A 15210-nucleotide genomic window follows, 5' to 3' on the forward strand; every position below is an offset into this window, starting at 1 on the left:
AAATATATTGCAATTCTTTATATTAATTAAATTAAATATCTTTTAGTATTTTACCAAAATGTGATTTAAATGTCAAAAGGTTATTTAATTAATTCCTTAAGTTTTTCCACCTCTTGCATAAAACTATCCTTATTGCTAACTTTTGTCACTTGTTCTTGTGGCATTGTCTCGTTATATGGATTTATTTTAACGCCATTTTTGACCATTTCATAATGTAAATGCGGTCCAGTTGAAAAACCAGTTGAACCAACATAGCCAATAATTTCACCTTGCTTTACCCTTTGGCCAACCTTAACAATTATCCTTGATTGATGTCCATAGTTCGTTGAATAAGTTCCATTATGTCTGATACTGGTTAAATTACCATAAGGTCCGCCCCAGCCGGCCTTAGTCACTGTGCCATTACCAACAGCTCGAATTGGTGTGCCCATACTTGCCGCGTAATCGATTGCCCTGTGACCTGTCGATACATTAAAAGCCTCAACATAGCGCCTACCCGTCGTAAACCCAGATGAAATATACCTAAACTCAACTGGCGCACGCAAGAACATTCTTTGTACCGAATTACCGTCCTGATCAAAATATCCATTATTCTCCCCGGAATAATACATGGCATATTCTTTACCGCTATTAACATATTTACCAGCCAAAACCCGACCCGGCATAACGTATTCGCCATTCAAAAAGCGCTGTTCCCAGACGAAGGAAAAAATATCATCTACACGTGGATCCATGGCAAAATCTATTGTCCATTGAAATACATCAGCCAAGGCCATAATCGCCCGCTCGTCAATATTATTATCCAAAGCGGCTTGATACATTGATGACTTCACTACACCCTTGGAGGTGATAATTTTTATTTCATAAGGGATTGCCTCTTTCTTTGATTGCCATGCAGACATCTCCGGACTACTCGAGGCGACGCCCGGCGTAATCGTGCGCCAAATATGTAATTGATCCTCGGTGTCGATCTTGTAATAAAGCTCACGCAATTCATTAGTGTCTTTATCAAACGTCAACTCGATAAATTTACCCAAACGCACCTTAGCCAAATCGTAAGATTTAAAAGCACTATCATAGATTGCCATTGCCGTAACATTGTCCACGCCTGAGCTAGCCATCAAGGCGCCGTAAGTTGCACCATCCACGATTTCAATTCTTTCCACACGGTCTTTTTTGTCTTCCGGGGCCTGAATATCAGCCTGCGCATTGCTCTCTTTGATAAGACTATTATCTATAGTATTGTTTTCTTTTTTAGATTGCCAATAAACACCGCTGACACCCAAAAATAGGAATATATATAAGATGATTTTGAATTTTTTAAACATAGAAGCATTATAGCACATTCCCCAATTCAGTATCAACCGAGAAAATATATGCCAAAAATAAACAAAAACCGCCTATCACTAGACGGTTATTTTTTTATTTTTTCGAAAAAGCACTACAGCGCGGCGGCGTCCCTTATTACCTCATCTTCATTACACACAGGGCAAAGTCCTGTCTCCAAGAATTCATAAAGCACATCGACAACTCTGTCGCTTACATCAACATTACAACTCCAACATTCACAGGTGTTATTCCTGATAACTGGTAAAATTGATTGACTAAAAATAACTGTCTCGTAAGTGTTAATGCTGTTCATCCCGGAAGCAATAATTTTTTTTAAAATAACCGCCTCCTTGGAACAATCAGGAAAATCCCTAGTCACTATTTCACTTAACAGCTTTAAAACATTACTAGTCATAAACCGCCCTCCTTTATTATTGCTTATTATCATAAAGAGCAAAAAAAATTATGCACCTTTCTCCAAAAGTGCATAAAATAAAAATACATTATTTGAGAAAAATAGTCAAACAAAAATATTTATTTATAACGTAAAGCATCAAGCGGATTCAGCTTGGACGCGCGAATAGCTGGCCAAACACCGGTCAAAAGACCAACGATACTAGAAAAACCAATAATCAATAAAATAAACCAAGTCGGTGTATAAAAAATATCCATCGCGACTCCACCCAAAGTTTTAGCCAACAAGCCTAAAAGTAAATTAAAAATACCCTGCAAGAAAAAACCAATTGCCAACCCTGCACCACCACCTAAAGTTCCAATCAAAAAAGCTTCTGTCAAAAACAATTTCTTCACATCACGATTTTTGGCTCCAATTGACTTCATAATTCCAATTTCTCTTGTTCTCTGCAAAAGTGAAATTGTCATAGTGTTAAACATGCCGATTGCTGACACAATCAAAGCAACTACACCAAAAGCGGCCAAAATGATTTGGATAATCGCAAAAATCTTATTTGCCTGATCAATAGTTTCGCTAATCGAAGATACACCGTAGCCCATATCAAAAATTTCGCCACGCAATTTGTCAACATCTTTTTGAGTTTTAGCCTTCACTTTTAATTGATTAAATTCAGAAATGTTGAAATCCTTAATGTTGGCGATATTCAAAAAGATATACGGAGAATTATCATTTTTGACCACGCCGACTATTTTAAATTTTTGAGGCAACTCTTTTAGCTCCACCTCACCTTCAACATTTTTATTCTCATCCAAGGCCCGAGAGTCAACCTCCGTTGTTGTTGCCGATGATAAATTTTCATTCCCCCCCTTGGGCACAATAATTGTCATCTTAATATCATTAACTCCTTTTGTGATATCAGTTTCAGATAAATTAAATAATTTCAAAATTGCCGTTGAGACAATAATCTCATTCTCAGTTTTATCGTCAAAGAATTTTCCCATTTCCAACTCCATGCCCGAAAGCGCAAAGAACGAACTTTTGACAAACTCCACCTCGGCGCCTCCGTTAAAATTATTAACATCAATTAAAGAATTAAAACTAACCAAGGGGCTCACTTCTGAAACCAAAGGATTCTTCACCATTCTTTCAATCAAGGGTTGATCTAATTTTAACTCCTTCGAAGTTCCTGAAATAATATCCAAGGCCAACAAAGAGTCAGAGCTGGCAATTTTATCCAGAATAACTTTTTGCAGACCATAACCCAAGGACACCAAAAATAAAATCGCACCAATACCAACGCCAATACCAAGCACGGTTAAAATTGTTCTCATTTTATTCGTCTTAAAGATTCTAGTGGAAAGTTGTAAGATATCTAATATTTTCATATTTTATTTATTTATTTCTTATACGGTTTCGATTCGGACTCTTCGCCAAACTTAATCAACATTAGTAACTCCAATTCTCTGGCGAATTTTTTGGCCACACTCTTGCCAAAACCAGCACCATTCAAGGCCAAGGGCTTGGACACCCCGTCGACAAATCCACCCTTATCAATTTTATTTTCCAAACGCATCCTAATAAACTTTTCCAAATTATCAATATTCTTCTGGATAATATGCGCTTCACTTTGTAATAATAATTGTTTTCTTATTTCGGTTACGGCATCCTCCTCTGCTAATGTACTCTCCTGCGGATTACTAACCTCTTTGTCTACATATTTCTTAATCATCTCCACCTCCAATAATATCATTTCAATCTTGTCAGCCAAAGTTTCGGCCGAACGCTTATCCAAACCAGCGCCTCCTTCCTCTATTGGCAAATCAATCAAACTAAAAACCTCTTCACGCGGAATAATTCCCATTAAGCGACGCTTAATAACATTTTCAATAAATTCAATCTGTTCCCTGGTATATTTCTGCAAAATCTGATCCGTAATCATCTTGGCCTTTAGGGGAATCCACATTGAATTTAGCTGGCTAGACGTAATGCCACCATAGATTTTTAATAAATTTCTCAATTCGACAGGAATGTTTTGGTCATCCTTAACCTTTTCTTCTTCTTTTTCTTTTTTAATCTCTGCCGGTCGCACATCATCATTCACCTCTTCTCTAATAATCACCCCATCCTTCATATAGACAATACGATTGGCAATACTTAATAATTCCGGATTATGCGTCACTAAAATAACAGTTTTGTTTTCTATCTTGCTTAAATCGCGGAAAATCTTCACTACGATATCAGCGCTAGCAGAATCCAAATTACCCATTGGCTCATCTGCCAAAATAATCACTGGATCGTTTACCAGGGCTCGAGCAATACCAACCCTTTGTTGCTGTCCACCAGACAACATCACCGGTGACTTTTTGGCATGTCTTCTAATTTCAAATCTGTCTAACAAGTCCTGCGCTTTCTTCTTACGCTGAGACCGTGAAACATTACGAAACATTTGCGGGAAAATAATGTTGTCCTCCACCGACAATGATTCAATTAAATTATATGCCTGAAAAACGAAACCGATTGTATCGGCATGGTAGTCAGCCATCTGATCATAATTAAAATTTAAAATATTCTTACCCATCACCTCAACCGTGCCCCCAACCGGTCTTTCTAGGCCGGCAATCGCGTTTACCAAGGTTGATTTACCACATCCAGATGGGCCAAAAAAAATAATTAACTCACCGGCATAAATATCGACGCTCGCATTCTTGATTGCGTAGTACTCCGTCGGCTTACCAAAATTATATTTAATATCAATATTTTTTAAGGAAATAACCGGCTGAATTTTACTTTTCTCTTCCGCTTTTACCTCCGCCATTTCACGAAATGAGAGCTCCTTTTTTACAGGCTGCTCAACCGTCTTTTCAACCGAAGCTAGAATAACTGATTCTGGATCGGACTTAAGCACTTTTTTTGCCTCAGGGACAACCGGAATGATAACGGCTTCTTTGTTGTTTTTTTCTTGAATTATTTCTAATTTCAAAATCTTTACAATTTTATCAAATTTTACCTCAACTGCATTTTCGACAGTTTTATTTGGCAAAGCAAAAGAGCTTAACCAATATAGAATATAAACTCTAATATTATCTGCTAATTTGTCATATTCCGCCTGAGAAAGTTTTTTATTTTCTGGATTTAATTCCAAAACTTTAGCCACTAAGGCATCACCGTTGCGACTAATCTCTTTTCGACGCTCAATCCCAATTTTAAGATATTCTTCCCGTAAGCCTTCCTCGAAAACTTTTTGCACCCTCTTGACCAAGGGCAAACCATCATCATCTTTATAATCACTCGATTTAGCATTAAAAAATTTACTTGCTAATTTCTTGAAAAAAGAGGTTTTTTTCTTGTCGACTGTAGCCATCTGCGCTACACCTGCCGAAACATCAATCTTTTTTTCGACTTTTTGCTCAACCGCCTTTTCAACTTCTCGTTCAACAGGCGGTTTATTTATTTTAATTTTAAGTACTGTTGGCTCCTGAACTGAATCCGCATCTTCAATTTTAATATGAACTAGCCTAATCTTTTCATCATCCTTTACCACGGTCTTAACAGGAGAAGCCTTCATGTTGTCATTGCCACCAATTCTTTTTATAATCTCTGCCTTATCTTCAGCGTTAATAATAAAATTATCCTCTTGCACAATTTGCTTATATGGCAATAATAACCGCTCTTCTTTTGGCAGCGAAAAACAGAGCTCATCATTTGTTAATGGCTCTTTTCCGGCTAAATCGGAAGTGTTATCTTGTGTTCCTCCTTGATTAGTCATCAAAGCTAAAATATAGTTTTAAAAACTGTGTATATCAGATTATATTATAACATTTTTTTCTTTTTTTACAAAATAAAACCCGGGACTTTGCCCGGATTTTATTCTTAAATTATCTTATTTTTATTTCGCAAATTTTACTTCATCTTCAACCAGCCAAAGGTATCTTCAAAAGTCTTGATAATGATTTGCAGTACGGATTCCTCCTTAGATGGAGCAAGGACAGTGTAGTCTTTGGAATAAGAGACGTTGCCAGCCTCATCAATACTTCGTGCCTTGAAGGTATAAACAGTGGATGGCTTGAAGTCGGTGATGACAAGAACATGCTTACTAGTTAGACTACCACCATCTTTAGCAATGGTAAATTTATCATTACCAACACTAACCTCTTCAGTGGAGACTTTCTTCCCTGTACTACTGGCGGCATTATCAGTTGAATCTAGAGTTGGTAAATTTTTTGCGCCCCCTTCGGCATAAATAATCTCACTCGTTGATGGCTCATTAGTTTTCCAAGTAACCACCGCCTGGACGCTGTTTTGATCACCCTTGCTAATCAAGGCCATGTCGGTTTGCACGTATTCAATAATTGGAGCCTGGGTATCGATTAAGGTTGAGAATTCAAAACCCTTACTTTCGGTAGCTTGATCGTGTTTATCTTTACCCTTGATTTTAAAGGTATACCTAGTACCAGGAAACAAGTTAACTAATTTGATCTCATGGTCCTTGGTAAAATCACCTGACCTCATTGAATCAGTCACCTTGGAGGTAATATTGGTATATTCAATTTCCGAAGTAGACTCATTAGTTGTTTTCCAAGTGACATTTGCTGATTTATCGGTGATTTTATTAATACTATAAGTAAGGACATCAAATGAAGTTAGTGTCGTGAAAGTGTAGTCATCAGAAGAGATAACATCACCCTTTCGACTCGCCCCCTTGGCTTTAAAGTGATAAGTTTGACCAGACTTCAAATCACTCAATCTCAGGCTATGATTAACAACGGAGTTATTTGAATCTGCTTTAGCAGTTTGACCATAAGCCGGCGTGGAGCCATAATCTAATTCCGAAGTAGTTTCCGTATTAGAGAGCCAAGAAATTTCGATACTCGTATTAGTTATATTAGACATTGAAACTTCAGAAACAAACGGGATACCGGTAGTCTCAAATGATTTTTGATCAGAAGCACCAATATTACCAAGAGCATCGACACTTTGAGCCACAAAAACATATTTGCGTCCCGGCGCTAAGTTGGAAATATTAACAGTGTGATCCGTAACCAGGGCGGAATAATTACCAACTTGCTCCGCGCTATCACGGCCCATTGATTCGATGTAATAGGAAATAATACTATTAGACTTGCGATTTGTCTTCCAGGCGATAGTCACTGACTTCGCGGTAACATTGCTAATCTCAGGTCCGGCGCCAGAAATCATTGGCGGCTCACCAGTTTTTTGAATTGCTGCCCGAATATCTTCAGGATTAACCTTACCGGATGACAACAACTCATTAATCATTTCCTGAATCTTGGTTAAAGTATTTTCTGCATCCTTCTTTACTTCTGCCGCAACATCTTTCTTAGCCTCTTCGCCGGCCGCCAACGTAGTCAAGGCAAAGTCTGGTGATGCAGACATGTTACCCCAAGAGTCAGCAGAAACCGCCGAGAAATGATAAGTAGTATTTGGAGAAAGTTTTTTCAAATAAATTACATGATTCTTAATTCTTTTTAGATAACTCTGATAATCAGATTCGGCCGAATCATAATCAGACGACAAGCCATAACCGACCATTGAGCTCGATTCTTCATTTGTGCTCCAAACTATCTTAGCATAGACATCTCCTTGCTCAACTATTTTAACATTAGAAATAACCGGTGCCGTCTTATCGGTTTTATCAATAATTAAAGCGCCACCACCGCTCTTACTGTTAACAAGATTTAGTTGACTTTGCAACTCATTAATTTTGTTTATTTTTTCTTGTAATTCAGCATCTGTATGCATTCCAGCGGTAGCATTAGACAATTGCTCGCTCAAACTATTAATCTCAGCAATCCTTGCCTGCATTTCCACCTCAGTATAAGCTTTGTCCTGCAAACTTAATAATTGCAACTCAAGACTATCAATTAAATTTTGTTTTTCTGCCAAATCATCACCCGTGTATCTAATAGCTAATGTCTTAAAACTTACTTCATTTGATGTAAAATTCTTATTACCATCCTCTGAATCAATTGTTTTAGTTTTAATATAATAAGTAGTGCTAGCAATTAAATTAGTTAAATAATAACTATGGGTTCTTGTCGGTGTAAGAATCGTTAGTCCAGTACAAGTGTCCATATTGATACCGACCAAGGTTGAGTAACAAATTTTCGAAGTGGCCGTAGTGTTAGTATTTGGAATACTAACAATTGCCTCCGTATCTGATTGAATCACTGTCGGATCGCCAGGATTAACCAACTCTTCATGAGTTACTTGCGTGGCTAGCGTGGTAAAAGAATATTCTGAACTGGTAGCCAGATTGCCTCCACCATCTTGTGATTTAGCATAGTAATAATAAGTTGTACTCGCAGTTAGTCCACTTAATTTCAAAAAGTGTAAAGTGCTTAAGCGACTTGAGTTTTCAGAGACATACGGACCACCAGTTGTTTCGCCATAATGAACAACTGAGTCAGAAGTTTCATTTGTTTCCCAAAATATGGTAGCCGTAGTATCGGTAATTATAGAAACTTGCGGACTTGTTTCAATCACTGGCACAGTCTGGTCTGTTGTTGAAAATGTATAGACTGGTGATTCTTGCGAGTAGCCATCTTTAACAGATCGCACTTTATAATAATACACTGTACCGTCACTCAAGCTAGAAAGTGTAATAATGTGCGTTGTTGTTGCTGTAGCATCGGTTGAGAAATTACTACCAATAAAATTAGCATTGGTTGTATATTCAACTTGCGAAGTAGCCGCTTGATCCGTGTCCCAAGAAATAATAGTTGTCGTTGTGGCTGCACTGGCAAAAACATTAGTAATTTTTAAGTTACTGGTCTTGAGAGAATACTCCGCGCTGGTGGTTGCATTGCTATTCGTATCAAATGAAGTAACTCGGAAGTAATAATCAGTAAAGGCATTTAAACCGGAGATATTAACACTATGTGTTCTGGTCATAATATCGTCACTAGTGCTAGCAAGATAATTTGCCGTGCTCGTACCCCATTCCACTATCGAATTAGCTGTTTCGTCGGTCTGCCAATTAATTGTCGCACCATTACTACTGACATTGATTGCAATCACTCCGGAAATGACCGGTGCGATTAGATCGCCGGAAGTGAAATAATAAAGTGGCGATTGAGTAGTATAATTATCGGCGGTAGTGGAAATAACGCGATAATAATATTTTGTAGACTGTACCAATCCACTAATTTCTATTTCATGATTCTTAGTTGAGTCACTAGGATACATTGGCTCAAATGCACTAGTCAATGTCGGAAAAGCTGGATCGGAATTATATTCCACCTGTGAACTTGTATTCTCATTTGTACTCCAAGTAATTTTCACAGCCGTCTCGCTAGTTGTGGAGGCAATTACATCAGTCAAGCTGATTCCCTCGGTTGTAAATTCACCCGTTGTCGTCGCTGATACATTGCCACTGGCATCAACCGAGAATAATTGATAATAATAGGTAGTATCCGATTTCAAATTTGCAAGATCAACCAGATGTGTAGTCGTTAATATATCATTACTAATACCAATGGCGTAATCATTTGTACTGGTGCCATAACTAAATATCGATCTTGAAACTTCATCGGCTTGCCAAGTAACCACCGCACTTGTTCGTTTAACTTGACTATTGATATTAGTATTGCCTGGCGGAGTGGCATCACTGGTTGTCATATCGGAATAGTATTGACCAAGGTTGTTATCCTTGCCTGTGCCCGATTTAACATAAAAATAATATCTAGTACCTTGCTTTAAACTATTTAAAGTAACTGAATGGCTAGTTTCGGAATCATCCTGTCCCACCTCCACTGGTGCCGGACTAATCATATTAGGATCAAGAGAATAGCCAACAAACGAATTCGCTGGTATATCCGTCGCCCAGACAATCGTCATGCTATTATTGGTTTTGCCAGTGACAATAATAGTACTGGAAGCAATTTTCGGACCATCGAGTGTGGTAAAATGATAGGTCTCATCAAGACTAGAGCCCTCAGTGCCATCAGCACTTGTTGATTTAACCCGGAAATAATATTCAGTATTAGAGTCCAGACCGTCAATAACAACTCGATGTTTGCCCAAGCCATTATTATCATTCAACATGGTGGCAATACCTTTGAAAGGCGCATTGGCAAAACCAGCAAGCACTGGCACTGTGGTTGTAGCAATATATTCCACACTAGAATTAGACAAGACACTAGTATTCCAAACAATCTCAGCCTGAGTCGTTAAAATTTCTATAATCTCCACGCTAGTGATTACTGGCGGAACACCAACTGAAGTACCGCCGCCGCCCTCGCCAAAATCCTGGATTCCGTTTGGCACCCCGTGCATGACGATATTGGTATCGCTCTTACTGGTGTAGTATGAATAATTACCAACACCATCTTCGAGATAAACACGATAATAATAATGATAATCTTTTACAACATTACTATCGGTGAAAAAATTAACATGCCGATCCGTACTGATTCCAAGCGGCGCAAAATCACTATTTAGTGGCGTAAAATTTACTCCTGGGTCAGTCGCATACTCGGCTCGTTCCACGTGATAAGCTTTGAATTCGCCAACATTAACTCCCCCCACTGGCATCACTGACTCTTTCCAGGCTAGATACAGATGAACATCACTTGGCGTAATGTAAGTATTGGTTACATCTTGAACCATAATAGAGGTTACCCTCGGCGGAATTATTGCGTCATAAAAATTCTGATCAAAATTATTCAAACTATCTTTATATTGAATATAAACCGCTGTTGTGCTGGCTATAACCTTAATAGTCGTACTCGCTCCACTTTTAATACCATTATCCAAAATCCATTGACCGGAATCAATATTAAGACCATCCGCTAGCAATAAACCATTTACAGTTGAAGAGGATAAAGAATAACGATAATACGTATCAGAAATATCCGTCGCCTTAAACGTAATTTTCACTTCATCAGCAGCCATGGCTCCCGTTTGACGCGCGTCAACTTTGAGAACATTATATGAATCAGAATCAGTATCCACGGTTGGCGCCTTAGCATCAACTGGGAAAATTAGTGAACTGGAAGTGCCGATACTATTAGCTGCCTCTTTATCACTGGCCACAATTTGAATTTTAAAATCAATATCATTTTCATGATTATTAAATCCATCACCGGGATTCCAGATTAAGTTAAACGTGTGTGGCGTTGAGGTACTCACCTGATCAAGATAGTGCGTGCTAACAGAGTCACTAAGTAATCCCTGAACTGCCGAGGTGGCAATATCCGTCCAAACACCGGAATCATAATATTTCAAACTTACTTCAACCCTATTACGCATCGCTCCACCCGCATACGAGCCTTGGTCCGTATCGACATCAACAACGCTGGCATTTATAACCACAGAGCCTGCCGGCGCCAAAATATCTCCCTGTGGAGTCGTGGTTGTTGCGTTAGCAGTAAGCTGTTCAGCTGTAACACTAGACACCGTCGGTGCAGCATTAATAACATATATCATATTAACCGCTGAAATTGATGGTGCGCTAACACCGTCGGAAATTAAAGTAATCTTATACTGAAACCATTGATCATTGTCACCAGTTTGAAAATTAACTGGCATAATATCTAATCCATCATAATTAATAAAATAGGAGTCACTGGTTCCGTCCGGACCTTCCCAGCTTGTCCAAGTCCCAGGCACAATTCCGGAATTTGGAGCAGTTCGAATTTGAAATTTAATATCCGTCCCCGCCGGCTTACTGCCCTGTGCCCAAGTAATCTTACTTAACATATTCGTCGCATCAGAAGAGTTATATGGTGATGAAATTAAAGAGGCAGCTGTGGGGAAATTAATAAAGCCAATCGTCACATCATTTAAAATAGGTGTCGCCGTTTCGTCTGTCGATGAAAAAGCCGCTTGATATTGAATGTAGCGATCGCCACTATTAACACAACCCCCTGTCGATAAATTTTGACCGTTAACTATAGACGTACAAGTAGTCCAAGCTGTCGCTCCAGCACAATCACTGGTCGCACACGATCTAGCCTTCATGGCAATAGTCTGACCATTCGGTGTCGCATTCCAACCAAGATTGCCCCAAGCATTGTTTTTTTGGCCAGTGTTAATAAAACCAGAAGTAAAAATACCAGAAGTTTGATATAAAATATCTAATAATGACGAAGCAATAACGGAATTAAGGGTGAAAATTTGACCATAATCACTCAGTGATAGTGCAGTTTGACGAGATCCGTCGGCGGACATAGCCACAGATTTCCAATTTCGAGCTGAATCTTTCGCGGTCCAAGTATTGCCATAATCTGTGGAGATATAAATTTGACCATTGTCAACGACTGCCGTTTGACGAGAGCCGTCGGCGGACATAGCCACGGAAGACCAATTTCGAGCTGAATCTTTCGCGGTCCAAGTATTGCCATAATCTGTGGAGATATAAATCTGACTACTCAAAGCAGTAGCCGTTTGGCGAGAACCGTCGGCAGACATGGCCACGGAAGACCAATTTCGAGCTGAATCTTTCGCGGTCCAAGTATTGCCATAATCTGTGGAGATATATATTTGACCACCATTAACGACTGCCGTTTGGCGAGAACCGTCGGCAGACATGGCCACGGAAGACCAATTTCGAGCTGAATCTTTCGCGGTCCAAGTATTGCCATAATCTGTGGAGATATAAATCTGACTACTTAAAGCAGTAGCCGTTTGACGAGAACCGTCGGCAGACATGGCCACGGAAGACCAAGCATTGGTAGCAATTTTTTCTATCCAGTTTTTGCCGTAATCAGCCGAAACATAAACTTTGTCGTTTGCGGCAACTGCAGTTTGATAAGATCCATTAGCAGACATTGCGCTGGCTTGCCAAGACTTGCCACCCTTTTTTACTGCCCACGTATTTCCATAATCAGCAGAAAAGAGAATGTTTTTATTAAACATACTGCCAACCGTAACTTGCGTCGCCCCATCTGACGTCATAGATATTGATGTTAAATAGCTAATATTTTTTGTCGTCCAGGTGTTGCCATAATCAGTTGATATTTGCATTTGTGCCCCATAGCCCACTACAGTTTGACGAGAGCCGTCGGCAGATATATCAACAGAACGCCAAGTTCCGGATAAACCTTTCGCTGTCCAAGTATTACCAAAATCAGTGGAGATATAAATTTGACCATTGTCAACGACTGCCGTTTGACGAGAGCCGTCGGCGGACATAGCCACAGATTTCCAATTTCGAGCTGAATCTTTCGCGGTCCAAGTATTGCCATAATCTGTGGAGATATAAATTTGGCCATTCAAGGCAGTAGCCGTTTGACGAGAGCCGTCGGCGGACATGGCCACGGAAGACCAATTTCTAACGGAATTTTTCGCAATCCAGGTGTTGCCAAAATCGGTGGAAATATAGACTTGACCATTGTTAACTACGGCCGTTTGCTTGGCACCATCTGCCGACATAGCAATAGCCGACCATTTATTTTTTAAGCCTTTAGCCGTCCAGGTATTACCATAATCATCAGAAATATAAATTTTATCATCATATGTTACCGCTGTTTGGTAGGACCCATCAGCTGACATTGCCACAGAAGTCCAATATGCATTGACACCTCTTTTAGCCCACGTATTACCAAAATCACTAGACGTATAAATCTGACTTCCATAAGCCACTGCGATTTGGCGAGAACCATCACCGGAAATTGCAACCGAGGTCCAGTCAAAATTTGGCTCATTTGAGCTCAAATTATTAGTATAATTGCTAGTTCTATCATAATCTCCCGAAAAATTATTAGATTTTAAAAACACCCGACCGCTTCCGCCGGAACCATTTTTTATATGATCACCAATACCGCCCGCAACATTGACACTGCTCACTGCTAAATTTAGCGAATTACCGGCTAAATAAATTGAACCGCCACCACCACCTGCACCTGTGGCTAGCGTTGTTCCATTGGCCGACACAGAACTAGTCAAAGAAATAGCATCTGCCATTATGTAAATAACTCCTCCACCGTTGCCACCGCTTGTTACTGGCGTACCGGAATTAAAACCTCCAGCACTTCCCAAATAAAGCTTGGTCAGACTATCATCTCCATAAACACCTCCACCGGTATATAAGGCATCACCAACAATCTCGCCAACATTGCTATGACTACCGCCACCAGCCAAATAACTATACACCGTCCAGCAATCAAATTCGTCACACTCGATATAACTCTTATAATAACTTCCGCCACCGCCTAAATTATTGAAGCCATCTATGCCGCCGCCTAAACCGCTATAAGATTCTCCCTGTCTCGTTGTTAAATCACCACCTCGATATCCCTTTCCAGACATTGTAATACTCCCGCCACCCTGGACGTTCACCGCCCCATTGGCAAAAAAAGTTAAAGCACCACCATTAACACCATTCCAATTATTAGCTGTCAAGCTACCACCGGACTGAATAGTAACATTGGAATACTGCGGAATCCGCTGTACAATTAATTTTTGATTAGTAGTCGCTGTTCCAATATTCGTATCACCATTTATCTTATTGCCGTAATATTTCTTCTTATTACTAGTAAAGGTAATAATATTAGTCGATATTGATTGTATGCTAAGAATCTCATAATTTCCGACATTATCGATATTAACGCCATCCCCTTGAATATTTAAAAGCATTATTTTATCACCAATGGCATAACAACCAGCCGTCGGCGTAGCAGAAAGCGTAACCGTCGTCGTTGACACAGCAACAGCATTATAGCTAACACCATCAGCACAGACTCTTCCCCCATTGCCATTGCTATCAACATTTATATTTTTTGCACTTAAAATTGTCCATGATCCATCCACGCCATTTCCACTTTGCCCTGGTAAAACTGATAATTGTACACTACTTGTCGCACCCACGGTCCCCACCGGCAAAACACTAACCTTACCAGAATCAGTATCAACACCCGCTAAATTAAATCCAGTAGTCGTCGTACTATTATTTGTCTGAGTTATCGAATTAGTCGAAGATGCTAAAGAAATCTGCCCTGCCCCAGCCATAATTCCCGCCTCCTTTGATGAATATTTTGTCCAGCCACTTTGACTAAGTGCATGACTAGCTAAAGCCGCTGGATCTTCAGTCAACCACCCACCCTGACTAAAATCATAAGACGCCGCAAACGAGCTCAGCACCGGTCCGGTCGACAGATTAATAATCAGCGCTGCAATCACCGTTGTCGTCACTACCGTGCCTAAACCAAGAGAAATCTTGCGTAATTTATCCTGAAATTGGCGCAAAGCAGAATAGGAATCAAAGGTAATATCGCAATGAATCTTACCGCTCTCGTCTTTTTTATAAGATTCAATCCGGTAATAATTATAGTGTGTTGATTTAAAAATAAGATGAAAATAATCTACCATCTTGATTTTAAGCTTATTCAGCTTAAGCATTAAACTCTCCTTAGACATAGGAATTGTCGCACAATCACGCCATCATTGCTCACCTGGGGAGGAGTGCCAATTTGCGAGTTGTGAAGGTTATGTTATTTTATATAAAT

The 15210-nt window shown here is 39.5% G+C and carries 5 protein-coding genes; all 5 read right to left on the minus strand.

Annotated features, from left to right (window positions below; translation table 11 throughout):
• Positions 1-80: 80 nt before the first annotated feature.
• The 5 genes from KKD45_04965 to KKD45_04985 all read right to left on the minus strand — a co-directional run bounded on the left by KKD45_04965 (position 81) and on the right by KKD45_04985 (position 15121).
• Positions 81-1346: a M23 family metallopeptidase gene (locus KKD45_04965; GenBank protein MBU4309841.1), complete on the minus strand. Its 1266-nt coding sequence runs from the start codon at positions 1344-1346 to the stop codon at positions 81-83.
• 95 nt (positions 1347-1441) lie between these two features.
• On the minus strand, positions 1442-1744 hold the full coding sequence (locus KKD45_04970; GenBank protein MBU4309842.1) for a hypothetical protein: 303 nt from the start codon (positions 1742-1744) through the stop codon (positions 1442-1444).
• A gap of 119 nt (positions 1745-1863) precedes the next feature.
• Positions 1864-3129 (minus strand): ABC transporter permease, encoded by a 1266-nt coding sequence (locus tag KKD45_04975; GenBank protein ID MBU4309843.1) that lies wholly within the window; start codon positions 3127-3129, stop codon positions 1864-1866.
• An 11-nt stretch (positions 3130-3140) separates the two neighbouring features.
• Complete coding sequence (locus KKD45_04980) at positions 3141-5510, minus strand: ABC transporter ATP-binding protein (GenBank protein ID MBU4309844.1); 2370 nt, start codon at positions 5508-5510, stop codon at positions 3141-3143.
• A 134-nt stretch (positions 5511-5644) separates the two neighbouring features.
• Complete coding sequence (locus KKD45_04985; protein ID MBU4309845.1) at positions 5645-15121, minus strand: fibronectin type III domain-containing protein; 9477 nt, start codon at positions 15119-15121, stop codon at positions 5645-5647.
• Positions 15122-15210: the final 89 nt, after the last annotated feature.

This window comes from Patescibacteria group bacterium, assembly GCA_018897195.1.
Classification (GTDB): domain Bacteria; phylum Patescibacteriota; class Patescibacteriia; order Patescibacteriales; family UBA12075; genus JAHILH01.

Excerpts from the sequence above, each read along its gene's own strand:
- KKD45_04970 (MBU4309842.1), bottom strand. The coding sequence starts at position 1,744 with ATGACTAGTAATGTTTTAAAGCTGTTAAGTGAAATAGTGACTAGGGAT.
- KKD45_04985 (MBU4309845.1), bottom strand. The coding sequence starts at position 15,121 with ATGTCTAAGGAGAGTTTAATGCTTAAGCTGAATAAGCTTAAAATCAAG.
- KKD45_04965 (MBU4309841.1), bottom strand. The coding sequence starts at position 1,346 with ATGTGCTATAATGCTTCTATGTTTAAAAAATTCAAAATCATCTTATAT.
- KKD45_04975 (MBU4309843.1), bottom strand. The coding sequence starts at position 3,129 with ATGAAAATATTAGATATCTTACAACTTTCCACTAGAATCTTTAAGACG.
- KKD45_04980 (MBU4309844.1), bottom strand. The coding sequence starts at position 5,510 with ATGACTAATCAAGGAGGAACACAAGATAACACTTCCGATTTAGCCGGA.